Raw genomic sequence first — 24,074 nt, forward strand, 5'->3', positions numbered from 1 at the left:
GAGATGTACTAACAGGGACGCAGTACTGCGGTTTCAAACGGCAACGAACCTGCAGCGAAAATTCTATTTCAGCATGATGAAGCCCATCTGTCGTCCGGTTACCCCATCATCCCGGCGATAAGAGAAAAACAGCTCCCGCTGGCAGCTGACACACATTTCAGAGACCTGAATGGAACTTGCCTTGATTCCAGCGGAAATAAGTAACCTTCGATTGGCCTCAGCCAGATCCAGACGCCATTTGCCCTCACCATTAGGTTCGGTGCAGGTATCCCAGGCGACATCTCCCTGCTGAAAGGCCTGTTTGACCGGCGCATCGACTTCGTAACAGCAGGGACTGATGCAGGGACCGATTGCTGCCTGGATAGTGCCTGGCGTACAACCGAAGATATTTTGCATGGCCGCTACAGTTTTGGAGACGAGTTTTGAAGCAGTACCCTGCCAGCCGGCATGCACCGCTGCAATTACCTTCTTTTCCGGATCTACCAGCAGAATCGGAGCACAGTCGGCAACACAGATGCCGATCATGATATTGGGCTGGTTGGTGACAATGGCATCACCTTCCACACTGAGGAAATGAGTGAAATCCTCATTCGGTTCATCAATGACCAGAATATCATTGCCGTGCACCTGGCGAACGGTAACCAGGGCCTCCTGGGCAATCCCAAAGGCGCGAGTCAAAAGGCTGCGGTTTCCTTCCACATTATGCTGCTGATCCAGAGTGGTGGTACCCAGATTGAGGGAGTTGTAGGGGGGCCGCGAAACACCTTCATGGCGGGTTGTGAAGCCCTGTACGGAGCAGGGAGTGCCGCTGAATTCAGTGGCAAGATAATGGATACGGCCGTTACGCTTGATCTGCATGTGTAATCTCCAAAACAGTACCTTTATGGGTATGAAAGATCCGTTTATCACAGCCCTTCACAGCCCGTCTTCAGCATCCTGTTATAATAGTTTTGCCTTCTGTACTGCTTTACGCTTTAATATCACGTTATCGTCGCCGCTGGCGCCAGATATACACGCCAATCAGGAGTGCGCTGAACAGAAGCACCCATGCCAGAGCCTGATGGGCATACTGCATGATCAGCTGCTGATTCTCGCCGATGACATAACCGATGCCTGCCAGGATGCTGCACCAGATGCCGGCCCCCAGTAAGGTGTAGAGCGAAAAACGCAAATGGTTCATGCCCGAGAGTCCAGCCGGGATCGAGATAAGGTGGCGCACCACCGGAAGCAGTCGGCCGATGAAAGTCGAAATTTCTCCATGACTGAGGAAAAACCGCTCCACCCGCGCAAATTTATCCGGCGGAATCAGCACATATCTGCCGTATTTGATGATCAGCGGCCTTCCCAGGTAATGAGCAGCGAAATAGTTGGCATATGCGCCCACCAGACTGCCGGCTGTACCGCAGGCAATGGCTGCAACGATGCTCATCTTTCCCTGAAAAGCGAGATAGCCGGCAGGCGGCATGACCAGCTCGCTCGGCACCGGAATAATGGAGCTTTCCATGGCCATCAGCAGAAATATTCCGGGATAGCCCATGGTGCCGATCGTATCCAGCAGCCACTGAACAAGTGCGTGCATTGAATGCTCCATAGTAAGAATAAAACGAGGCATCTTTATACCCCAAGTTGGTGGAACCGGCAACTGCGTAAACTCTGGAGCTCTTGAAATATGAACAAATCTGTAATCGAAAAACTCAAAACAGAAATACTGGCAGGTGACGGTGCCGTGGGCACCATGCTCTACGCCAAGGGGATCAGCCTTGAGAGCAATTTCGAACACCTGAATCTTGTCCGTCCTTCCCTTGTCCTAGAACTGGCCCTGGAATATGTAGCAGCAGGGGCCCAGGTGATCGAGACAAACACCTTCGGGGCGAATTATACGAAACTTGCTGCCATCGGCCTGGGACACAGGGTGGCAGAAATCAATACCGCCGGTGCACGTATTGCCCGCCAGGCTGCCGATCAAGGTAAGAATGTGTTTGTAGCTGGTTCGGTCGGACCACTGGTGCGAGTCAAGGGAGAAGAGCACGAACTCGGGCAGAAAGAGATGCAGGCGATCTTTCAGATCCAATGCGCAGCACTGGCTGCAGGAGGAGTGGATCTGCTCCTGCTGGAAACCTTTGCCTCCCTGGCCCAACTGACTGCCGCCGTGGCGGCGGCCCGCACAACCGGACTGCCGGTCTGTGCCAGTATGGCCTTTCTGGAAGGGGGGCGCAGCAGCGACGGAACAACAGTGGAATCGTTCTGCAGTGCCATGGAGCAAGCTGGGGCCGACATGCTGGGTGCCAACTGCGGCGCCGGTCCGCTCGAACTGGTCAAGGTGGTGCGCCGCCTGGCCTCCCGGACAGATAAGCCCATTGCCGCCTATGCCAACAGCGGCTTTCCGGAATACCGCGATGGCCGCTACATCTACAGGGCGACACCGGACTATCTGGCCTCCATGGCCGAGGAAATGGCCGCAGCCGGTGCAACGCTCATCGGAGGCTGCTGCGGCACCACGCCTGAACACATTGCCGCCATTGCCCGACGCATTGCCGGTACCACCCCTGCTATCCGCCCACGACCCTCAACTATAGAATTTCCCCGGACTGTCGACAGCCCGCAGATTGAGAACTCCTCCTTTTTGAGATCCTGGGGACGTCGCAAGGTGATCACCGTTGAACTCGACCCTCCCAAAGGAATGGACTGCAGCCGTATCATTGAGGGCTGCCGGAAGCTAAAGGAAGCCGGAGCAGATGCCATCAACCTGGCGGAAAATCCCCTGGCGCGGCCCCGTATGGGAAACATTGCCCTGGGAAGTTTGATTCAGCGCGAGGTTGGGATTGAGGTGATTGTCCACATCACCGGTCGCGACCGCAACCTGATCGGCATGCAGTCCGATCTGATGGGGGCCAGCCTGCTCGGCATCCGCTCCATCCTTGCCGTCACCGGCGACCCGGCCACCATGGGTGATCATGCCGGAGCAAAATCGGTTTTCGACCTGCACTCCCTGACCTTGATCAAGCTGCTTGCAGACCTGAATAGCGGCGTCAATGCTATCGGCAATCCGATCGGCAACGGCACCGGCTTCACCATAGGTGCCGCTTTCAATCCGAATACCTCCAACATGGCGGTCCAGGCAGAGCGGCTGCGCAAAAAAGTTTATAATGGTGCCCAGTTCGCCCAGACCCAGCCAATTTATGATCCGGAGGTTCTTCTAAATGCCCTCCACACTACCCATGACATCGACATTCCATTACTGGCCGGCATAATGCCGCTGATCAGCGAGCGCAATGCCGAATACCTGCATAACGAAGTGCCCGGCATTTCAGTTCCGGATAATATCCGTAGCCGTATGCGGGGACTTGAGAAGGAAGCCGGCATAGGTGAGGGATTGGCCATTGCCCGCGAATTTATCAAGGCCACTTTTATCAGTGTGGGGGGATATTACCTGATGCCCCCATTCGGCAAGCACGAATTGGCCCTGGATCTGATCGATTGCATTCATGAGACGGAAAAGGAGTTTATATGATGAGACTGCTTAAGATTCTGCCGCTGTTTTGTTGCCTGGTGCTTACCGCCTGCGTTCATGACACCGGAATAGGCGAAGAGTTCGACAAAAGCACCAAAGATTACAATCGGATGCTCCGTTGGCAGGAGATTCCAAGAGCTGTTGCCACGTACGCCGAACCTGAAACACGGGATGAGTTCATGGCTGCAGCACAAAAACTCCGCACGCGGGCTGTCACCGTAACGGATTACCGTATCCTTACCACCGAGTGCCTGCCGGAGAAAGAGACCGGAGAAGTAGTGGCGGAGTTTGATTATTACATCCTTCCTTCCAACCGCATTAAGACGCTCACCTATAAACAGGATTGGGCATACCGCACCATTAATGAAAAAAAGGGATGGAGGGTGAAAACCCCCCTGCCTGCTTTTGAATAACCAATGCCGACCCTGGATTCCGAAATAAGCCAATTTTGTTCCTACCTGGAAATTGAGCGAAACGTCTCGCCCCATACTATGGAGGCTTACCGCCGCGACCTCTGTCAGCTTGCCGCTTTTGTCCGTCAGGAAAGAGGGAACGACAGCGGAGCAGCCGACCTGGATCACCTGCTGCTGAGGCGTTACCTGGCGCAACTTGGGAAAAGCAACGCCAAAAGCTCCATCGGCCGCAAGCTCGCCGCAATACGCAGTTTCTTTAAATTTCTTCTGCGACGGGGCGCCGTCACCAAAAATCCCGCTGAATTGATTGCCACACCCAAAAAGGGCAGCCGCCTTCCATTTCATCTGGACATTGATCAGGCAACCGCCTTGATGGAAGCGCCGATGGAAGAGCAGAAACATGAACTGCGTGATCGGGCAATTCTGGAAACGCTATACTCATGCGGATTGAGGGTTTCAGAGCTTACAGGACTTGATGTGGGTGACATGGATCTGGCGGGGGGGATGGTGCGGGTAATGGGCAAGGGAGGCAAGGCGCGCATCGTTCCGGTGGGCAGCAGAGCTGTTGCCGCTGTCACGGAATACGTGGCGGAGAGGGTGAACAGTGCAGATCATGATGCGCTCTTCCTCAATACCCGCGGCAAAAGGATCAACCGCCGCAGCGTGGCACGTATCATTGACACCCATGTGCAGCGGCTAGCATCCTACAAAAACATCTCACCCCACACCCTGCGTCACACCTTTGCCACCCACATGCTGGAGGGTGGTGCAGACCTGCGTGCCATACAGGAACTGCTTGGCCACGCATCGCTTTCTACTACCCAGAAATACACCCACGTGGGGATTGATCGCCTGATGGAAGTTTATGACAAGGCGCACCCCAAGGCACATACAAAAACAGAGGGGTAACCCATCTCCCCTCTGCGTACTCTACTCCTGGATACTGCATGTTTACTCCACTCTGACCTCGACCCTGTCCCCGGCATTTACCTTGAGCTTCTTTTCAATACCCGGTCCCACCAGGATGGAACCATCGTACTGTAAATCCATATCAGGCATGACCATGACTGGAAAAGTACCGCTTGTGCCAGTCGTGTTATTAATCAGAACGAGCTTCTTGAAAGATGTATTGTAAAAGTCCCTGATCTGTTTGCCCGTGTTCTGGCTGATTGCAATCATACCAAAAGAATCAAAGCTTGCGGCGGCTTCCCTGTTTTCAAGGTGAGCAACTGGAAGCCTGAGAATGCCGGCCTTGCTGATGGAGTCATGCAAAGCAGAGGGAGCGTCCACAGGAGCAGGCTCGCTCGAGATGGCATTTTCCAGCCGTTTTACGGCCATGTTGAGTGTGATGGCAAGCATCTGCAGGTTGACATTTCTCGTGCAGAGCAGGCAGATCAGGATTCCCGGGCAGTGTTTGACGATGACACGTCCATCGTTGTAGCGAAGATCCATAAGCTCAAGTGTCTCTGAAACCTGAAGGCCATGAACACATTCAAGCAGGTACGCCCCACACTCTTGGACAGCCGCCGGATCGATCAGCGCAGGGAAGGAATTTGATAACACTTCTCCCTTTTCGCTGAAAACCGCGCTTCCGATGACGCCCTTTATACTCTCTAAATGATGCAGGATATCCTGCATGGTTCAGCCTCCTACTTGGGGGGAATCAAGACGTTCCTAATCTCACTTTCAACGCTATCAAGCTGACAGCCAGGATTAATCGCAATACTCAGGTAGTGCTGCCTGGAGTCATACATCAACAGCCCGAAATTGGTTGTCTGTACTGCTGCGGCTTTCACATCTCCCAACCCGAGCAGAGCCCCGAGCCGGTTACCGGTAGTGGCAAGAAACAGACCTTTTCCTGCAAGGGCCCCGGCCTCGATACTCGAGTCCTGCACAGGCGTGCCTTGTTTATCCAGTAACACTGCATAGGTTACGGCGCTGATCTCCTGCAACGCGGCAGCCACTTTACTCATTTTTCTACGCGGGGTGAAATTTATCTTCTCTTCTTTGCCTGTGCCAGCTCTATCTTCGTCAAGGCGGCGGAATGCATCCAGCAGCAGGTAATCTGTCCGACAGTGAATCGTGCACACGTTGGTGGTCATTTCAGGATGGATGCTGAAGGTTCCCCCTGGCCAGCGAATAATCTCAAAAATGGCACGTTCGCCGGACTCACTACCTTGTTCGGCATGAACGATTTCTCCATTTATGAAAAAAATGGTCCCGCTATGGTTGCCATAGGAAACCGTAATACAGCCGGTATACCTGTTGTGCCCCTTAAGCTGGATAACATCCGCAAGCGAAAGTCCGGCCACCGCCCCCTGAAATCCATTAATATTTTCGCCCATTTTTGAAAATCCTGACCTAGAGTTAATCATAAGCGGAATAGGTATGACGAGTGATTAAAATGCATATCGTTGGCAAGTTCAAGAAGAAAGAGCCAGAGCATTAAAAAACCCCGCCGGTAACCCGGCGGGGTTTTATTTTCAGGACGGCTTCTGCTACTCGCAGAGGTCGACTTTAACATCCCAGTTTTTGAGTTTCATTGTGCCGTTGCGCTCCAGGTTGAGGTGCATCTTGAATGCACGATCCCACAGCTGCGGCTCGTGACCAACTTTTCGCTTGAGACAGTCAGCTTCTGCAATGTTGAGATACTCAGTCAGCTGGTCTTTGTAATCCGGATGGGCGCACTTCTCGATAATGCGGCGTGCACGGTCCTTAGGTGCCAGACCACGCAAGTCAGCCAGGCCCTGCTCGGTGATGACGCAGTCAAGATCGTGCTCGGTGTGGTCGATATGCGAGCAGTGCGGCACAACACAAGAAATACCGGTCGGATCTGTTTTGCTCGGACGGCTGGATGGAGTATGCATCATCTTCAAGAAACCGTTGCGAAGGAAGTCGCCTGAACCGCCAAGACCGTTGATCATGCGGGTACCGCCGACCAGCGTCGAGTTGGCATGAGCATAGATGTCGATTTCAACAGGAGTATTCATAGCGATACATCCCAGCCGACGGATAGGCTCCGGAGCATTGGAGATGGAGAGCGGACGCAGGACGATCTTGTCGAAGTACTTGTCCATATTCTCGAAGAAACGCGGGAAACCGGGAGATGCCGAAAGGGAAAGGGAGCAGGAAGAAGCGGCATCGAGCTTGCCTGAATCAAACAGGTCGAGCATGGTATCCTGAAGCACTTCGGTGAAAACGGTCAGGTTGGTGAAAGGTCCCTTGGCCAAGCCGCCGATAACGGCGTTTGCAATTGAACCAACTCCAGACTGGATCGGCAGCAGGTTCTTCGGCAGACGACCAGCCTTTACTTCCTGGGTGAAGAATTCGATAACGTGGTTGGCGATCGCCTCGGAGGTATCATCCTGCTCGGCAAAGGCGCGACCCTGATCACGAAGCTTGGATTCAACCACTGCAATGACCTTGCTAGGATCGCAAGGAATCGAGGTGGAACCGATACGGGAATCAGCCTTGACGATGTTGAATGGCTGACGGTTTGGCGGTGTAGCCGGTGTGAGCAGGTCGTGGATTCCTTCGAAGGAAGGCTGACCGGTGTTGACCTCAATGATGATCCTGTCGCAGATCATAAGGATTTCAGGAATAACGCCGCATGAAGAGGTCGGAACCAGGCTGCCGTCTTCCTTGATGGCGGATACTTCGATTATGGCCAGGTCCAGCTTGCCGCTTTCGGAGTCTTTGGTGTAGAAGCCGTAGCCCAGATCCTGAGCGAAGAGGGAGAGGTGCTTGTCGCCCATACGGATGCGGCCTGCGTTGATACCGGCAGCGATGTTCTTACCGGTCTGATATGGCCAACGGCGGTCGATCATGTCGTTGACTGCCCAGCGGTCTTCAGTTTCGGCACCAACTGAAGCACCTATGAAAAGGTTGAACTTCAGTTTACCCTGCAGACTGTTTTTCTCCACATGCTCAGCAAGGGCGATGGGTACGACTTTAGGGTAACCGGCGGGTGTGAAGCCGGACCAGCCAAGGTTCATGCCGTTCTTGAAGAAAGGGATGGTCTGCTCAGGGGTCATCACTTTGCTTAAAAGTGACTTGCATTGGACGCGGTCTTGCAGTGTTCCGTACTCGGACATCTTCTACCTCCTGTTTGTTTATGGTGTCTACAGGCTATACGCAACCTGATTGAACTTCACACGAGATTCCATTAAACTGCAATAAAGATTAAAACTTACAACATGTTATAAATATTCAACTTTACCGTAAACAAGTAAAACCGGATTTTACGCAACGCTGTATTGTTAGTCAAGTTAAAAGTAAAGCCGATCTAATTCCGTACAAAGGGTATTCGATGTTAGGGATCTTATCCTTCGTAATCAACCGCAACGATTGAAGAGCAGAGAGATCTCATCAAGGGAATAACTTCGCCGGCATGATAGGGGTGAACCTGGTAGGCCTGGAGGTCTTCGAGAGAATCGAAACGAGTGACCAACGCAACATCGTATGAACGCTCAGAGCGGATGATATCCGCACCGGCTTCCAGATGACGAAGTTGTTCGATTTTGCCCTGCATACTGAGCAGCTTGCCATGAACTGCGGCAACACCTTCCTGCGAGCATTCCTTCAGTTTAAATAGAACAATATGTGTAATCATTACTGTCTGCACTCCTTCAATGGCTATTATGTGACCAGGAATTGTATTGTATACATTTACTTCTCACATGAGTCAACTTTCCATCTTTCAATATCTAATTGTACATGTTTAATGGATTGCTATAATTAAGCCGAGAATGATGAATATCTGAGGAGGATGCCATGACCGAAAAACGCTTGATTCCGGCAGTTGAGACACGTATCGGCACCTTGATGGAATACAGCCGGCAAATACAGATGCGGGCAGAACGGAAAATCAGGAGCAATCCCAATCCAACCATAACCATCTCCCGCGAATTCGGTTGCGAAGCCTATCCCGTGGCTGAGCAGTTGAGAGCACAGATGGAAAAAAAGACCGGCGAGCCCTGGCTGCTGGTAGACAGGGCCCTTTTCGATGAGATCGCCCGCAACCACAACCTTTCCGAGCAGGTTATGCAGGGGCTGGGAGAAAAATCGCGATTTCTGGATGAAATCCTGGCCACTTTTTCCCCTCAGTGGAAAACGGAAAAGGATTATTTTCGAGTGCTCTGCCGCCATATCATCTCGCTAGCACAACAGGGCAACGTCATCGTGGTTGGTCGTGGCAGCGCCTTTATCACCCAATCCCTTAGAAACTGCTACCATTTCCGTTTGTTTGCTTCTTCCAGGTTCAAGATACGCTCGATCGAGCACCGCCTTGGTATTTCTGCAGAAGAGGCCGAAAAACTCATTGCACTCAAACAAAGCCAGCGCGATCGCTTTATCCGCGATTTTCTGGACAGAGATGAGCACGATCTGACCGTCTATAATGTTATTTTCAACAATGACCGTAACACATCTGAAAAAATTGCCCGAACCATTACAGAATATATCTGCCAGGCAGAGTGATCAGTCTGCCCCAAAACAAAAGGCGCCCCAACAGGAGCGCCTTTTTCTGTATTTGATACCGTAGTTACTCTCCCCAACGGCTATAAAGGTCGTGCACAATTCCCAACTGATCAAGAATTTTACCTACCACAAAATCAATCAAGTCAGAAATGCTCTCAGGTCGGTGGTAAAAAGCAGGCATAGCCGGAAGTACACACGCCCCGCAACGAGTGATTCTGAGCATGTTTTCAAGATGGATCTGACTAAGTGGTGTCTCCCGGGGAACCAGCAACAAGGGACGACGCTCCTTGAGCATCACATCTGCTGCACGCTCGATCAAGTTCCCCGAAATACCACCTGCTATGCGTGCCAAAGTCCCCATGCTACAAGGAACTACGACCATTGCACCGGGCGCAGCTGAGCCGCTTGCTGCACCGACGAACAGATCGTCAGGTGCCACCACGCTCACGCCCCCTTCCAGCCCCAACTGCCTGCATAGACGCTCTGTAGCAGCCTGCGGATTTTCCGACAGATCAAGGCCAGTCTCCTCACGGCAGACAATCTGCCCGCTGGTACTGGCTGTTACTGTCAGCCGAAACCCGGCCCGGTGCAACTCCTCCAGCAATCTCAAACCATACAGTGAGCCTGAAGCGCCGCTTATGGCCACAAGTATGTGATCTATTTTCCGGGAATTATTCATAGTGGCCTGGCCAGCACTTCGGCTGCAGTACAGATCAGAATGACGACACTGATATATCCGTTCATATTGAAGAAAGCTGCATCCAGCTTGTCCAGGTTGCCGTCCTTCAACAACCAGTGCTCATACAGCAGCATACCGGCTGCAATCAGAATCCCGATCATAAAGAAGGATCCCAGCCCAAGACTGACCAGGAGCCACAGCAAAAGCCCCAGCATGATCAAGTGAAACATCCTTGCTGCCCAAAGAGAGCCCGCCACACCCAGGGCAACAGGTATGGAATGCAGCCCTGCTTTACGATCAAACTCCAGGTCCTGCAGTGCGTAAAGAATGTCGAATCCTGCTACCCAGAAGAGGACGGCACCACCAAGTATCAGTGCCGGCAAATCAATGCTGCCCCGAATGGCAATCCAGGCTCCCATTGGAGCAGCTGCCAGGCAGATGCCCAAGACCACATGGGCCAGGGAGGTAAAGCGTTTGCAGTATGAATAGAGCACCAGAAAGAGCACCGCCAAAGGAGACAGCTGCAGACAGAGGGGATTGAGACGGTAGGCTGCTGCCAGCAGCAGGACCAGGGAAAGCACGATGAAGGAGAATGTCGCACCTTTACCTATCAAGCCTGCAGGGATGGCGCGTCCGGATGTACGGGGATTGTTGGCATCTATCTCCGCATCGATCAACCGGTTGAGCCCCATGGCAGCAGTGCGTGCTCCCACCATCGCCGCAACTATCCAGAATACCTTTTCCGGGGACGGCAAACCTCTGGCAGCCAGCAGCGCACCGGCCAGGGCAAAGGGCAAGGCGAAAATCGTATGAGAGAATTTGATCATTTCGAGAAAAACTATGATTTTTTTAAACACTCTTGAAACCCCATCTTTTATTCACTGCAGGCCCTTTGCATGGTCGCCGCCATTTCATTAAGGGCTGCTGTCAAAAGGTTATTATCAAACATTCCCGGATAATGCTCATATGGATAGTGCTTGTTCAACGTTTCCACCTGCCCGTTTTCACCGTAGGCATAGGTACTGCGCATTTCATAGCTGTATGGAGACAAGGTTACCTGCGTCCCTCCATTCTGGACTACCACCTCGACCAGCAGCTGGGTATAATATTTGCGCCCTCCTGCAGGCTGCCCGAAACCGGTATCGGTGGCAAAATGCCAGGGCGCTGTTACCAGAATTGCCCCCTGGTTTTGCTCCTCCAGAATTCGCAGACGGCGCTCACCCTCAAGGACATTGCGAATTCTTTTCAGCGCCTCTGCCGGCACCAGGTTTACCTTGAAAACGCGGGGTTTTATCGGTTCCGGCTCCGCACGCATATGATAACAACCGCCCAGAATAAGGAGCAGTGCCATTATTGCAACAACGGGCACAATCCTACTCGAGGCCATATTCATGCCAACGGCTCTGAACCAGATCAATAATGCGACTATCCTGAGCAAGTGAGCGAGAGATGTCCCAGCCGGTAGCATCAAGGGCCAGACGGCTTCCGGAGTTGTCGCAGATAAAATCACGACTGAAACTGCAGTTATTGATACAGCGCCATGCAGTTCCATTCATATCGCTTACCGATTCCTTCCCGTCAATAAATACAAGCAGCCGCGCTGCCGAGAACCATGGAGTTTCCCATAGGAAATGAGCTGTTTCCCTTACCATGCCGGGATGAGAATTTTCAAGGGAAATGACGGCACTCTGATGGAATACCCACTCTAACGGAAAACAGAGCCCGGTCACGCCAGGTATTATTCGACACACTAATGAAAACAGGATTCGTTCCCACACTTTTGCCATCCAGCAGTCTTCCATAGGTGGCGGCCCAACTATCGTAGCCGGTATGATGGCGTCATTACGGCGGGAAATGGCGGTAACGCGCATCACTGCGGCAGGAGCAGCCGGTGCATAAGCTCCGGTATGGTTCCCGAAAGGGCCTTCCAAGGTCGTTTCGGCTGGATCAACGTAGCCTTCGATAACCACCTCAGCTCCACACGGGACATGCAGAGGGACCGCTGTACACGGCTCCATTTCAAGTGGAGATTCTCTCAGAAAGCCGGCGAACGTACACTCATCCAGAACACCAGGCAGCGGCAGCATGGAACTAAGGGTAAGTGCCGGGGGGCCACCAAGCACAATGGAGACCGGCATTTTTTCGCCTCTGCAGCGAAACTCTTCCAGATGCCGGTGTGCTCCGCTCCCGATCTTCCATTGGATTGCCAATTCCTGCGGCCCGCGGAGCTGTGCACGGTACATACCGCAATTAACGTTATTGCCATTGGCATCAGCAGTAAAAACGAGGGGCAGGGTTATGTAGCGTTGGTATCCGGAGGCCATTCCATCATTGGGCCAGGAATGGAGAAAGGGAAATGCCGTCAGGTCCGGAGGGGTCATTGTCCTGCAGATATCGGAACGAGTTTTCCTTATACGAGGGGCGTAACGACGAAATTCCGGTAGGGACGAGATCTGCTGATCAAGACTGGAAAGGCTTGGTTCGCTGATGGAATCAAGCAATGCAGACATTCGTGCTGTCAGCTGATCGGGATGATCAATGTTCAATGCCAGACAAACCCGCTGAAGAGAACCGAAAAGATTGGTTGCCACAGAAAAAGACGAGCCTAGTGGCTGTTCGAAGAGCAGTCCTTTGCCTCCATCAGGCGACTTGCACACACGGTCTGTGATGGCGGCAATTTCAAGAACCGGATCTGTCGGCACGGAAATACGCGCCAGTTGGCCGCAGGACTCAAGGCAGGAAATATACTGCCTCAGATCATCCATGACGCGAGTGGCATCCATGCCGTGTCTGCTACTCGAACCTGTTTCTATAATATTCGGCACCGCGACGGCGTCGAATGGCAAGCCGGTAAAGCCGGTCATATTTAACAGCCGCATCTTCCCAGGTAAATCGCTGGGCCATGCCGTTCTGGCGCAATGCAGCCAGCCCTTCCGGATTGTTGAAGTAGGTATAGACCGCCCAACCGACAGTATCAAAAAGTGCCGTGGCGTTATGATTCCAGAATTTGAAGCCGGTACCGGTCAAAGTCGCTTCGTTGAAATTTTCAACGCTGTCTTCCAACCCACCCGTGGCCCGCACGATGGGCGGAGTTCCATAGGCGAGACTGTACATCTGGTTGAGGCCGCATGGCTCGAAGGCGGAGGGCATCACGAAAAAATCGGCACCCGCCTCCACCTTGTGAGCCAAAGCTTCGTTATAGCCGATATAGCAGGCGAATTTTTCAGGATACATAGCCGCAATATCACCGAAATAGAAGTGTGCCCATGGCTCACCATTGCCCACTATCACGAATTGCACATCCATTTCCAGTATGCGATGGATCGCCGCAGCAAGTATATCGGTACCCTTTTGTTTCACCATCCGGGAAACTACTCCAAGTAGCGGTACATCCGGTCGTTGCGGTAGTCCCAGGCTAGCCTGAAGATCGCGTTTGCAGGCAGCTTTACCCTCCGTCACGGTCGTGGGTGTATAGGGGGTGGCTATCATGCTGTCGGTCTCAGGATTCCATTCCTGATAGTCGACTCCATTGAGGATGCCGTAGAGATCCCCTGCACGTTCCCTAACGACTCCTTCCAATCCCCAGCCAAATTCGGCAGTCTGAATTTCGTGGGCATAGCCCTGACTGACTGTATTCAGCAGCGTGGCATGGGTGAGCCCACCCTTGAGAAGGTTAACCTGGTCATCCTTCTCGAGCTCGAGGAAGTTGAAGTGTTTCCAGCCGACATCAAGCACTTCCATCAGGCCGGGATAAAAATTACCCTGATGCTGCATGTTATGCAGTGTCAGCAGCGATGCCGCATCCCCCACATAACGATCATGCAGGTAAGAAGTATTCAGCAAAGCCGGAATTATGCCGGTATGCCAATCATGGGAATGGATGACATCAGGTTTGAAATCCAGCGCTTTGCATAGTTCAAGAGCAGCCTTGGAAAGGAACACAAAACGATTGTCATTGTCCAGATACCCCTCGCCATGTTCCTGATACAATCCCGCCCGACCGTAATATCCTTCATGCTCCAGGAAATATATCGGTACCTCGCTTCCCGGCAGCACCCCCTCATAAACGCCACAGTACTGGTGGCCAATGATACCCATGGGAACTGTGAGCACAAAAGGCAGGAGTCGCAGGCCATATTTTTCCCTGTCAACGGAATAGTAGCGCGGCAAGACCACCCGCACGTCGTGTCCCATGGCAGCCAGGTACTTGGGTAAAGCTCCTACCACATCTCCCAGTCCCCCCTCTTTTGCAAAGGGAGCAGCCTCGGAAGCGGCAAACAAAATGGAAATATGCTCGGAAGACTTCATCCAGGCTCCACTCTAGGTCAGATTTCCTCCCTTCCAGCAGGCTGGAAGGGAGGCGTAGCATTACTTGGGTACGTTTTCCCAGTCTTCGAGAAATTTCTTGATGCCGGCATCTGTCAGGGGATGTTTGGCAAGCTGAATCATGACCGAATAAGGTATGGTTGCTATGTCGGCCCCTATGAGGGCAGAATTGAGAACATGAATCGGATTCCGTACGCTGGCCACGATAATCTCGCTCATGTAGCCGTAGTTGTCGAATATGGTGCGGATATCTTCAATAATTCCCATACCATCCTGAGAGATGTCGTCCAAGCGCCCGATAAAAGGTGAAACATAGGTTGCACCCGCTTTAGCGGCCAATAAAGCCTGCATGGGTGTGAATATGAGAGTGACATTGGTTTTGATGCCCAATGCGGTCAGCGCATTGGTGGCCTTGAGCCCTTCGGGTGTCATGGGCACCTTGACCACAATGTTCTGGTGAATTTTAACAAGCTCCTTGGCCTCTTCAAGCATTCCTGCACAATCAAGTGACACCACTTCGGCCGAGATAGGACCATCAACGATGGAGACGATCTCCTTGATGACATCTTCAAACCTGCGACCCGATTTTGCAATCAGTGATGGATTGGTGGTAACCCCATCAACCAGACCAAGTTCATGGGCCTCACGTATTTCGCGGACATCCGCAGTATCGATGAAAAACTTCATAGTGCCTCCGTGTTATTATTGTTTTTTTTATCAGCAAGGTTATTGCGATATTTTTCAAGACAGCTATGTGAGCAAAAAAAGTGACGCTGACCATCATGTCTGCCAATTACAGCATCATCCTCGGAAACGTACATTCCGCACACGGGGTCACGATAGGTGGCCTCGGCCGCATCACGCTTTGCGGCTGATGAAACCTGGTTCTTTCCGTTTACAAGGGAAATGATGATCCGATAACCAATGTAGATCAAAAGACCCCAGATGAAAAGTCTGATCACATAGACCCTTTCTTCATATTTCAGTCACAGTTTCATCCGATTTGAGGCCGGCAAGTAACTCAACTATGGTTTTCTCCAACCTCGGGTGTTTCAGGCCAGGGGCAAGCACGCAGAGTGGCTCAAGGACAAAGCGTCTCTCAGCCATCCGCGGGTGTGGCACGATCAAATCAGGGGTGTCAACAACCTCTTCACCATACAGTAACAGGTCAAGATCCATGGTCCGCGGTCCGTCAGGTGCGCTTCTGACTCGGCGGAAAACCGAGCTTTCGATCTGCTGCAGGTGATACAAAAGTTCATGGGGAGATAGTCCGGTGGAAAGCCGGAGAACAGCATTGTAGAAGGGGGACTGATCTGTGAAGCCAACCGGTGATGTTTCGTAAAATGGAGATAGGCCGGTTACCCGGCATGTCGGCAGTTTTCCGATCTCTGCAATAGCGCGCAAGAGATTCAGCTCCCGATCTCCCATGTTGGAACCGAGAGCGATGTAAGCAATTTTTTCCACGTCAGAGATTAAAACATAACGGCACAAAGACGTCAACCCACTGTGAATCGAGACACCGCAACAGGCAAAAAAACACCCTGGTAACTAGGAGGGAAAGTCACCAGGGCAGATGAAGACCGTTAGGTCTTCGCAATCATTTCTCTGGTTTTATGATATCAGGCCACTGCTTTTTTTCAAGAATATTTTTTATAACTACCTTTTACAAAAAAACAAAAACCCGGATTCTTTATCTTTTCAGTTGACATGAAATGATCGGTTGGATCCTACACCACGGGTGAATCCTATCTCATAGATGCAGCCAAACCTTCACAATAGGTGGGGTATTGCAAAGTAATGCCAAGTTCGCGAAGCATCCGGCTGTTATCAACAATACGTGATTCACTGACATAGGAAAGCATCAGGGGGGACATGGTTTTACGAGCCTCTTCCATGGTCACCTGTGGTTGACGAGGTTCACCCAGCGCATCGGCACAAGCATTAAAATAGGAAGTCATGCTGCTTGCATTTCCGTCGCTAACATTAAAGATATCGCCATCCCGCCCTTTAGCTGCCGCAGCAGCACAGATACGAGCAAGATCATCGGCATGAATCCGATTGCTGGGACCGGCCTCCTCTTCCCGCAACACCGGCTGCCCCTGACGGATCTGCATCAGAGGAAGGCGTCCCGGACCATAGATGCCACTCACCCGCAGAATAACCACTGATGCCCCTGATGTTGCCCCATATTGCATAAATGCCGTCTCAGCATCCAGACGGCGCTTGCCCATGGCAGATGCCGGGTCTGTTGGCGATGATTCTGTCACCACTCCACCCTTTACTTCGCTATAGACTGAAGTTGCACTCATATAGATTATTTTCGCAGGTGCTCCGGATAAGGCAAGCTGTCTACAAAAGTTCCGTGCACGGGTGTCGGTGATGCCGCCACCGGGTGGGGGAACAAAATAAAAGATGGTGCGACCGGCACTATCCAGCCGAGGGATTGTTGCAGGATCATCAAAGCTGCAGGTGGCCACATTAAGCCCATCAACAGATAACCTGGCCTGCCGATCCGGAGATCGCACCAGACAGGTGACATCGGCACCCTTTTCCATGAAAATACGGGCAACCCTTTCACCAATGTAGCCGCATCCGGCTATCAGAATTTGTGTCATGACTGCTCCTTCTCCTGTTAGGCCAAAAAAGCCCCGCAGATTGCTCTGCGGGGCTTTTTTGGCAAATTTACAATGTGCTTCTACTTTTCACCAAACTCCAGGGCTGCAAGCTTCTGATAATATTCGAAGCGGCTGGCGGTCCAGGCTGTGGCTTTTTTCATCAGCACAGCAGCTGCTTCGGGATTTGCCTTCTGCAGCACCTTATAGCGATTCTCACCGTAGGCATACTCCTCGAACGAAGTGGTCGGGGATTTGCTGTCCAACTGCAACGGGTTCTTTCCTTCGGCAACCAGTGCCGGATTGTAGCGATACAGTGGCCAGTATCCGCATGATACTGCCTTCTTGTTTTCATCGACACCTTTGGTCATGTTGATGCCATGGGCAATGCAATGGGAGTAGGCAACGATGATCGATGGTCCGTCATATGCTTCGGCTTCTATGAAGGCTTTGACCACCTGGCCCGGATTGGCCAGCGAGACGTTGGCTACGTAGACATTGCCGTAGGCCATGGCCATCATGCCGAGATCCTTCTTGGCCATTGCCTTGCCGCCGGCTGCAAACTGGGCCACAGCACCGGTTGGAGTGGCTTTGGAAGCCTGTCCGCCGGTGTTTGAGTAAACCTCAGTATCCAGAACCAGCAGATTGATGTTTTTGCCGGAAGCGATGACATGGTCAAGACCGCCGTAGCCGATGTCATAGGCCCATCCATCGCCGCCAACACACCAGACCGATTTCTTGACCAGATAATCGGCCAAAGGCAGCAACTGCACTGCAGCCGACTCGGTGCAACCTTTGAGAGCTTCCTTGAGTTTTGCAACCCGTTCACGCTGTTTCTCGATACCGGCTTGGTCAGACTGGTCGGCAGTCTTGATCTCATTCATCAGCGGGATAACCGGTTTACAGGATTGGCAGGTGCAGGTAGTCAGTTTATCCAGCAGCTCCAATGCTGATTCGGTGAATTTGTCCACCGCGAGACGCATGCCGTAGCCGAATTCGGCATTATCTTCGAACAGCGAGTTGGACCAGGCCGGTCCACGCCCATCGGCGCGTTTTGCCCAGGGAGTTGTCGGCAGGTTACCGCCATAGATTGATGTACAACCGGTAGCATTGGCAATCATGGCGCGGTCGCCAAACAGCTGGGAGAGCAGTTTCAGGTAAGGAGTTTCGCCACATCCGGCGCAGGCACCAGAAAACTCGAAGGTCGGCCGCACCAGCTGGCTGCCGCGCAGGGTATCCAGCTTGAGCTGTGCCGGATCCATGTCTGGCAGAGAGAGGAAGAAGTCGAAGTTGACCGCCTCATCATGGCGCAGAGGGGGCTGGAACTTCATGTTGATGGCCTTGTGGTTCGGATCTTCCTTGCTCTTTGCCGGGCAATTGTGCACACAGGCACCGCAGCCGGTACAGTCTTCGGGAGCAACCTGAAGCGTATATTTCATCCCTTTGAATTCAGGAAGCTTACAGTCGGTGGATTTGAATGTTGCCGGTGCATTCTCCAGAAGTTTGCCGTCATAAGCTTTCATGCGGATAGTGGCATGGGGGCAGACGAATGAGCAGATGCCGCATTGGATGCAGAGCTGCTCGTCCCATACCGGGATGTCCACGGCGATATTACGCTTCTCGTACTGAGATGTCGCCGTCGGGAAGGTACCGTCAGCCGGCATGGCCGAGACCGGCAGATTGTCGCCAAAGCCGGCGATAATGGTTCCTGTTACATCCTGAACAAACCGGGGCGCATTCGGGGAAACTGACGGCGGCATTGTCAGGCTGCTGGAAGCTGTGGCCGGAACCTGTACCTCATGAATATTTTTGAGAGCCTCATCCACGGCGGCGTTATTCATTGCAACAACTTTTTCGCCCGACTTGCCGTAGCTCTTCTTGATGGCACCCTTGATCTCATTGATTGCAGTTTCCAGGGGAATGATATTGGAGATTTTGAAAAATGCGGTCTGCATGATCACGTTGATGCGTGCGCCAAGACCGAGCTCTTCGCCAAGTTTGATCGCGTTGATCACATAGAACTTAAGTTTCCTGTCGATGATCTGCTGCTGGACTTCCCTCGGCATTTTGTCCCAGACTTCATCATGCTCAAAGGGGGAGCAAAGCAGGAAGGTTCCACCGGGCTTAGCTTTGCTGACCATGTCGTATTTCTCCAGGAAGGAGAAATTATGGCAGGCAATGAAGTCGGCGTTATCGATGAGGTAAGGGGCATTAATCGCCCTGGCTCCGAAGCGCAGGTGCGATGTGGTGATGGTGCCGGCTTTCTTGGAATCGTAAACAAAGTAGGCCTGGGCAAAGTTATCAGTACTTTCGCCGATGATCTTGATCGAGTTCTTGTTAGCACCGACTGTTCCGTCAGATCCCAGTCCGAAGAACATGGCTTCGTAGGTGCCATCCATGGCGTTGCGGAAATCAGGATCGTAGTCAAGGCTGCAGTTGGTGACATCCTCTTTTATGCCGACTACAAAATGGTTCTTCGGCTTGGCTTCCTTGAGATTGTCCAGTACCGATTTGGCCATGGCCGGAGTAAATTCCTTGGAGCCGAGGCCGTAACGGCCGCCGACAATGGTCGGATAACCTGTGAAGCTGAATTTACCATCGGACATGGCTTCGCCGATGGCTGTGCGCACATCAAGGTAAAGCGGTTCACCCAAAGAGCCCGGCTCTTTGGTGCGGTCCAGAACCGCAATGCTTTTGACCGTTTTTGGCAGAGCTTCGATGAAGGCATCCAGCGGGAAGGGGCGGTACAGGTGGACTTTTACGACGCCGACCTTCTCTCCCTTTTTGACGAGACTGCTAACGGTCTCCTGTACGGTGTCGGCTGCGGAACCCATGACCACGACAACCCTTTCGGCGTCTTGAGCACCGGCATAGTCTACCAGCTTATAGGAGCGACCGGTAAGCTTGGCGAACTTGTCCATCTCTTCCTGAACGATTTTGATGCAGGGCTCGTAAAACTGATTGACGGTTTCGCGACCCTGGAAATAGACGTCCGGATTCTGGGCAGTACCGCGCATGACCGGGCGATCGGGTGAAAGACCACGCAGGCGGTGGGCATTGACCAGTTCATCGTTTAGCATGGCACGCATATCGTCAAAAGAAAGCTCTTCGACTTTCTGGACTTCATGAGAAGTACGGAAGCCGTCAAAGAAGTGCAGAAAGGGTACCCGCGAACGGAGGGTAGCGGCTTGAGCGATCAACGCGAAGTCCATGACTTCCTGAACGTTGTTGGAGCAGAACATGGCCCAGCCGGTGGAGCGGCACGACATGACGTCGGAATGATCGCCGAAGATATTCAGAGCGGCGGCAGAAATGGCACGAGCAGAAACATGAAAAACCGTGGAGGTCAGCTCCCCTGCAATCTTGTACATGTTGGGGATCATCAGCAACAGACCCTGGCTGGCGGTGAAAGTAGTGGTCAAGGCACCGGCCTGCAGGGCGCCATGGACTGTACCGGCCGCGCCACCTTCAGACTGCAGCTCCGATACAAGTGGGATGGTCCCCCAGATGTTCTTCTCACCGGCGGCGCTTTTGGCGTCTGAAATTTCACCCATCACTGATGATGGAGTAATCGGATAGATGGCGATGACTTCATTGGTGGCGTGGGCCACGTGGGCGGCGGCGGTATTGCCGTCAATGGTTACCATTCTTCTGCTCATGCTTTCCTCCTCGGGTGGATTAATCGTAAACTTTTACTATCCTACAATTCGTTGCGACCCTGCAATGCCCATTGCACTGTAGCTGCGTCGACAAATTCTATGTCACTGCCTAAAGGAATCCCATGTGCCAGACGAGAAACCTTTATATTGACGCTTTTCAAAAGTTTGGCCAGATAGAGGGCCGTTGCCTCACCTTCCACAGAAAAATTGGTGGCAATAACCACCTCATTAACCCCGCCGCGATGTATCCGCTCCAGTAGTTCTGAGATACGCAGAGCGTCAGGTCCGACACCGGCCAGAGGGGAGATCGCACCTTCCAGCACATGATAGACGCCATGGTAGGCGTTGCTCCGCTCCAGGGCCATCAGGTCCTGGGAATTCTCCACAACACAGATGGTTCCGGTATCACGCCGCCCGGAACAGATGGTGCATGGATCATCCTCGGTAATGGCAAAGCAGGTGGAGCAGGTTCGCACCTTGGCTCGGACCTCCAAAAGCGCTTCAGCCAAAGTGGTCAGGTTCTGGGGTGACTTGAGCAGATGAAAGGCAAGCCTGAGAGCGGTACGCTCACCTACACCAGGCAGCTTTTTCAATTCTCCTACCAGCCGGGACAGCGAGGAGGCCTTAGTTAGCATATTTCCCTACACAAATAAAACAATTTTTTATGTATTATAGCGAGGTTAAAAAAATGCTCCACCCGGTTTTGCGGAACCGAAGATCCGCCGTATGCCCGGGAGGAGCATATATAACACTTTGCCGCACGAAATGTTCTGTCATATGTTTACAACAAAGATAAGTCATCTATTAGCGGAACTAAAAAATTTAGTCAAACTTAAAATTAAAGCTTTTCCGTATCACTGCTGGCAAATTTTAAACAGTACTTAGAAGAGTCCGGGGATACTCATGCCGCCAGTTATTTTGGACATTTCTTCTGAAATTTCAGCATGCACCTTTTTAAGTGCTTCATTGACCGCAGCGATCACCAGGTCCTGAAGCATTTCAACATCGTTAGGATCGACCGCCTCTTTTTTTATTGTAAGTGAAAGAATTTCATTTTTCCCGTTAACCGTCACCGCGACTGCACCGCCACCAGCTGTGGCCTCTGCAGTTTTAAGTGTTGCTTCCTCTTGCAGCTTTGACATCTTCTGCTGGATCATCTGAGCCTGTTTCATGATACTTGCCAATCCCTTGGACATTGTTTCCTCCTGAATGTGATATGCCAGACACTAAACTCGTTCTCAAGCCTCACGGATTTCAGTGATTGTGCCGCCAAATACCCGTAATGCCTCATTGATAACAGGATGAGAAGCAACCTCCTGCTTCAGCTCATCTTGTCGCTGCTCGTGTTCACTCTTTTTTTTTTCAACCAGAGAAAGAGGATTCTCTCCCCCTTCAGGTGTAATCGGGGTGACCCGAAACACTGTTTTCAGACCGGTAAATGCCTGGGCCAAATCCTGAATTTCGACGATCGAGGCAGAATCCTGAATACTGGACAGATAATAGCTGCCTGCCGGAAAACCGATCTCCATGCTACCGGGCTCCTGCTTGAGCGGGCTGCCATGCTCAAGTATCGATCCAAGCACAGGATTCTTCTCACTTACATACCCAACAAATCGCTCCCAATCGCTATGGCTGCCTGGTGCTTGCGCCCGCGGACCTGCACTTGGAGGGGAAGCAGCAGGAGCAGTGGGGGTTGAACTGTGCGTCGGCTCATGTCGACGGGATTCTACTGCAGGGGGAGTACGCTCAGCCTTCCATGGCAGAGCGGGGGTGTGAACCGCGCCAGCTTCCATGACCTTGATTTTCTCCAGCAGTTCCTGCACGGGAACAACCGGCTCGAGAGTGGCCAGCTTGAGCAGGGCTATTTCAAGGATCAACCGAGGAAATGTGGCCTGGGCCATGTCGGCATCTGCCTTGATCAGCAGAGTCAGACGGCGCTGAATTTCCAGTGACGAAAAACCCTCTGCCTGCTGACGAAGCTCATCCAGCTCGGCAGCGGAAACATCCAGGATCTCTTCGGGCTTTTTGACTGAATTGATGACCAGCAGGTTCCGGAAATGCTCGATCAGTTCCTGGCAGAACTGACGCATGTTATAACCGACCCCATCAACCATCTTTACACCAGCCAGTACCCCCTGGGTATCCCCGTTAAAAATCGCCCCCGAGATTTTTCCCAGCAGCTGCCGGTCAACAGCGCCCAGTAATGTGGCAACATCCTCATCCAGTACGATACTGCCGCAACAGGCCAGCACCTGATCAAAAGCTGTCAGAGCGTCGCGCATGCTGCCGTCACCCTTGCGCGCCACCAGTGCAAGGGCAGAATCGTTGACCGTGATGCCTTCAGATTCTGCAATCTGACGCAGCCGTCCGACAATTCGGGTCACAGCTACACGCTTGAAGTCAAAACGCTGGCAGCGGGAAAGGATTGTAACCGGCAGTTTATGGGGCTCTGTTGTGGCTAGAATGAATTTGACATGATCCGGTGGCTCTTCCAGTGTCTTCAGCAGTGCGTTGAAGGCGCTCGTGGAAAGCATGTGAACTTCGTCGATGATGAAGATTTTATAGCGGCTGTGGGAAGGAAGGTACTTGATGTTGTCGCGGAGTTCGCGGATGTCGTCAACACCGGTATTGGAAGCGCCATCTATCTCGAATACATCAGTAGAGGTACCTTTGGTGATTTCGATACACAGGGGACAGACATTACAGGGTTCGTGTGTAACCCCCCGTTCACAGTTCAGTGTCTTGGCCAATATTCGGGCGGTACTTGTCTTGCCGACCCCACGGGCTCCAGTGAACAGAAAGGCGTGAGCCACTCGTCCGGAATCGATGGCATTCTGCAGAGTCCGACTGACATGTTCCTGCCCGGTCAGTTCCAAAAAAGTCTGGGGACGGTATTTCCTGGCCAGAACTTCGTAGTGCGCGCCGTTGGACAAGAGATTGAACCTCACAGGTCATGGTTGTGACCCGACGTCCCGTACGGGAAAAAAGCGGGGGTGGATCGTGCGGGCGTTGGATAGGGAAAGGGGATTAATCTGCTGAAACGTTTACAGGCGCATATGATAGCCGGGTTTGCCCGCGGCACACGACGGGGGCCGCTGCCGTTGCTTCCTTCCGGACCTGGCGGAGTTCACGGCTTGCCGTTGCGCGGGACCCGGCTATCATATCCGCCTGCAAATGTACTAAAAGCTATGTTTGTACAGATGTTGAATTACACTGCCAAAGTATGTCTCATCCTGCGGAACTCGCAAGCGAGTGTTCCTACTTTGTTGCCGTACCAATAAAAATGGCGGAGAGAGAGGGATTCGAACCCTCGGTACGCTATTAACGTACACACGCTTTCCAGGCGTGCTCCTTCAACCGCTCGGACATCTCTCCGCAAGGGAATGGGCAATATAG

At 52.4% G+C, this 24,074-nt stretch carries 23 protein-coding genes, 1 tRNA gene and 1 other RNA gene; 4 read left to right on the top strand and 21 right to left on the bottom strand.

The window, feature by feature from the left end; translation table 11 throughout:
• Window positions 1-63: 63 nt before the first annotated feature.
• Window positions 64-858 carry a peptidoglycan editing factor PgeF gene (gene pgeF / locus KJB30_RS02370; protein ID WP_214296338.1) on the bottom strand — a complete coding sequence of 265 codons (795 nt, stop codon included), beginning with the start codon at window positions 856-858 and terminating at the stop codon, window positions 64-66.
• 127 nt (window positions 859-985) lie between these two features.
• Window positions 986-1,579, bottom strand: a complete 594-nt coding sequence (locus KJB30_RS02375) for a DedA family protein (protein ID WP_214296339.1) — start codon at window positions 1,577-1,579, stop codon at window positions 986-988.
• A 90-nt stretch (window positions 1,580-1,669) separates the two neighbouring features.
• Between KJB30_RS02375 and KJB30_RS02380 the strand changes: the two genes are divergently transcribed.
• Genes KJB30_RS02380 through xerC form a run of 3 tightly spaced genes read left to right on the top strand, consistent with a single transcriptional unit; the run spans window position 1,670 to window position 4,833 of the window.
• Complete coding sequence (locus KJB30_RS02380) at window positions 1,670-3,511, top strand: bifunctional homocysteine S-methyltransferase/methylenetetrahydrofolate reductase (RefSeq protein WP_214296340.1); 1,842 nt, start codon at window positions 1,670-1,672, stop codon at window positions 3,509-3,511.
• Window positions 3,508-3,924: a hypothetical protein gene (locus KJB30_RS02385; RefSeq protein WP_214296341.1), complete on the top strand. Its 417-nt coding sequence runs from the start codon at window positions 3,508-3,510 to the stop codon at window positions 3,922-3,924. Before KJB30_RS02380 ends, KJB30_RS02385 begins: the two co-directional genes overlap by 4 nt.
• 12 nt (window positions 3,925-3,936) lie before the next feature.
• Window positions 3,937-4,833 (top strand): tyrosine recombinase XerC, encoded by an 897-nt coding sequence (gene xerC, locus KJB30_RS02390; RefSeq protein WP_246545463.1) that lies wholly within the window; start codon window positions 3,937-3,939, stop codon window positions 4,831-4,833.
• 42 nt (window positions 4,834-4,875) lie between these two features.
• Here the strand turns inward: xerC and KJB30_RS02395 are convergent, their stop codons facing one another.
• The 4 genes from KJB30_RS02395 to KJB30_RS02410 all read right to left on the bottom strand — a co-directional run bounded on the left by KJB30_RS02395 (window position 4,876) and on the right by KJB30_RS02410 (window position 8,536).
• Window positions 4,876-5,562, bottom strand: a complete 687-nt coding sequence (locus KJB30_RS02395; RefSeq protein WP_214296343.1) for a hypothetical protein — start codon at window positions 5,560-5,562, stop codon at window positions 4,876-4,878.
• Window positions 5,563-5,573: 11 nt separating this feature from the next.
• Entirely contained in the window at window positions 5,574-6,269 is a 696-nt protein-coding gene (locus tag KJB30_RS02400) for a DUF4388 domain-containing protein (RefSeq protein WP_214296344.1), read from the bottom strand.
• 153 nt (window positions 6,270-6,422) lie between these two features.
• Window positions 6,423-8,018, bottom strand: coding sequence for a succinyl-CoA:acetate CoA-transferase ScpC (gene scpC, locus KJB30_RS02405; RefSeq protein ID WP_214296345.1), 1,596 nt, complete (start codon window positions 8,016-8,018; stop codon window positions 6,423-6,425).
• Between the two features lie 227 nt (window positions 8,019-8,245).
• A complete protein-coding gene (locus KJB30_RS02410; protein ID WP_214296346.1) occupies window positions 8,246-8,536 on the bottom strand; it encodes a Dabb family protein in 291 nt (96 codons plus the stop codon).
• A 161-nt stretch (window positions 8,537-8,697) separates the two neighbouring features.
• On the opposite strand from KJB30_RS02410, the gene KJB30_RS02415 reads away from it, so the two are divergent.
• Window positions 8,698-9,402: a cytidylate kinase-like family protein gene (locus KJB30_RS02415; RefSeq protein WP_214296347.1), complete on the top strand. Its 705-nt coding sequence runs from the start codon at window positions 8,698-8,700 to the stop codon at window positions 9,400-9,402.
• A gap of 64 nt (window positions 9,403-9,466) precedes the next feature.
• Here KJB30_RS02415 and KJB30_RS02420 read toward each other — a convergent pair whose 3' ends face one another.
• From KJB30_RS02420 to KJB30_RS02490, 15 genes are all read right to left on the bottom strand, one after another.
• Entirely contained in the window at window positions 9,467-10,081 is a 615-nt protein-coding gene (locus tag KJB30_RS02420; protein WP_214296348.1) for a UbiX family flavin prenyltransferase, read from the bottom strand.
• The gene (locus KJB30_RS02425; RefSeq protein ID WP_367618911.1) at window positions 10,078-10,938 is read right to left on the bottom strand and encodes a UbiA-like polyprenyltransferase; all 861 of its coding nucleotides are present in this window, start codon (window positions 10,936-10,938) and stop codon (window positions 10,078-10,080) included. Before KJB30_RS02425 ends, KJB30_RS02420 begins: the two co-directional genes overlap by 4 nt.
• Before the next feature lie 17 nt (window positions 10,939-10,955).
• A complete protein-coding gene (locus KJB30_RS02430; protein ID WP_214296557.1) occupies window positions 10,956-11,474 on the bottom strand; it encodes a hypothetical protein in 519 nt (172 codons plus the stop codon).
• Complete coding sequence (locus KJB30_RS02435; RefSeq protein ID WP_246545442.1) at window positions 11,455-12,960, bottom strand: UbiD family decarboxylase; 1,506 nt, start codon at window positions 12,958-12,960, stop codon at window positions 11,455-11,457. Before KJB30_RS02435 ends, KJB30_RS02430 begins: the two co-directional genes overlap by 20 nt.
• A complete protein-coding gene (locus KJB30_RS02440) occupies window positions 12,875-14,389 on the bottom strand; it encodes a glycogen synthase (RefSeq protein ID WP_214296350.1) in 1,515 nt (504 codons plus the stop codon). Before KJB30_RS02440 ends, KJB30_RS02435 begins: the two co-directional genes overlap by 86 nt.
• 60 nt (window positions 14,390-14,449) lie before the next feature.
• Entirely contained in the window at window positions 14,450-15,094 is a 645-nt protein-coding gene (gene fsa / locus KJB30_RS02445) for a fructose-6-phosphate aldolase (RefSeq protein ID WP_214296351.1), read from the bottom strand.
• The gene (locus KJB30_RS02450; RefSeq protein ID WP_367618912.1) at window positions 15,091-15,369 is read right to left on the bottom strand and encodes a transcriptional regulator; all 279 of its coding nucleotides are present in this window, start codon (window positions 15,367-15,369) and stop codon (window positions 15,091-15,093) included. The genes fsa and KJB30_RS02450 overlap by 4 nt, the downstream gene beginning before the upstream one ends.
• A gap of 13 nt (window positions 15,370-15,382) precedes the next feature.
• The gene (gene folK / locus KJB30_RS02455; protein ID WP_214296352.1) at window positions 15,383-15,871 is read right to left on the bottom strand and encodes a 2-amino-4-hydroxy-6-hydroxymethyldihydropteridine diphosphokinase; all 489 of its coding nucleotides are present in this window, start codon (window positions 15,869-15,871) and stop codon (window positions 15,383-15,385) included.
• Between the two features lie 281 nt (window positions 15,872-16,152).
• Window positions 16,153-17,022, bottom strand: coding sequence for an SDR family oxidoreductase (locus tag KJB30_RS02460; RefSeq protein WP_214296353.1), 870 nt, complete (start codon window positions 17,020-17,022; stop codon window positions 16,153-16,155).
• A gap of 80 nt (window positions 17,023-17,102) precedes the next feature.
• Window positions 17,103-20,678 carry a pyruvate:ferredoxin (flavodoxin) oxidoreductase gene (gene nifJ / locus KJB30_RS02465; protein ID WP_214296354.1) on the bottom strand — a complete coding sequence of 1,192 codons (3,576 nt, stop codon included), beginning with the start codon at window positions 20,676-20,678 and terminating at the stop codon, window positions 17,103-17,105.
• Window positions 20,679-20,719: 41 nt separating this feature from the next.
• Window positions 20,720-21,313 carry a recombination mediator RecR gene (gene recR / locus KJB30_RS02470; RefSeq protein WP_214296355.1) on the bottom strand — a complete coding sequence of 198 codons (594 nt, stop codon included), beginning with the start codon at window positions 21,311-21,313 and terminating at the stop codon, window positions 20,720-20,722.
• 246 nt (window positions 21,314-21,559) lie between these two features.
• Window positions 21,560-21,874: a YbaB/EbfC family nucleoid-associated protein gene (locus tag KJB30_RS02475; RefSeq protein ID WP_214296356.1), complete on the bottom strand. Its 315-nt coding sequence runs from the start codon at window positions 21,872-21,874 to the stop codon at window positions 21,560-21,562.
• Window positions 21,875-21,916: 42 nt separating this feature from the next.
• Window positions 21,917-23,611: a DNA polymerase III subunit gamma/tau gene (gene dnaX / locus KJB30_RS02480; protein ID WP_214296357.1), complete on the bottom strand. Its 1,695-nt coding sequence runs from the start codon at window positions 23,609-23,611 to the stop codon at window positions 21,917-21,919.
• Between the two features lie 125 nt (window positions 23,612-23,736).
• An RNA gene (gene ffs, locus KJB30_RS02485) (signal recognition particle sRNA small type) lies at window positions 23,737-23,835 on the bottom strand.
• Between the two features lie 127 nt (window positions 23,836-23,962).
• Window positions 23,963-24,053: transfer RNA gene (locus KJB30_RS02490), tRNA-Ser, on the bottom strand.
• Window positions 24,054-24,074: the final 21 nt, after the last annotated feature.

The organism is Pelotalea chapellei, from assembly GCF_018531195.1.
In the GTDB taxonomy this organism is placed as follows: domain Bacteria; phylum Desulfobacterota; class Desulfuromonadia; order Geobacterales; family Pseudopelobacteraceae; genus Pelotalea; species Pelotalea chapellei.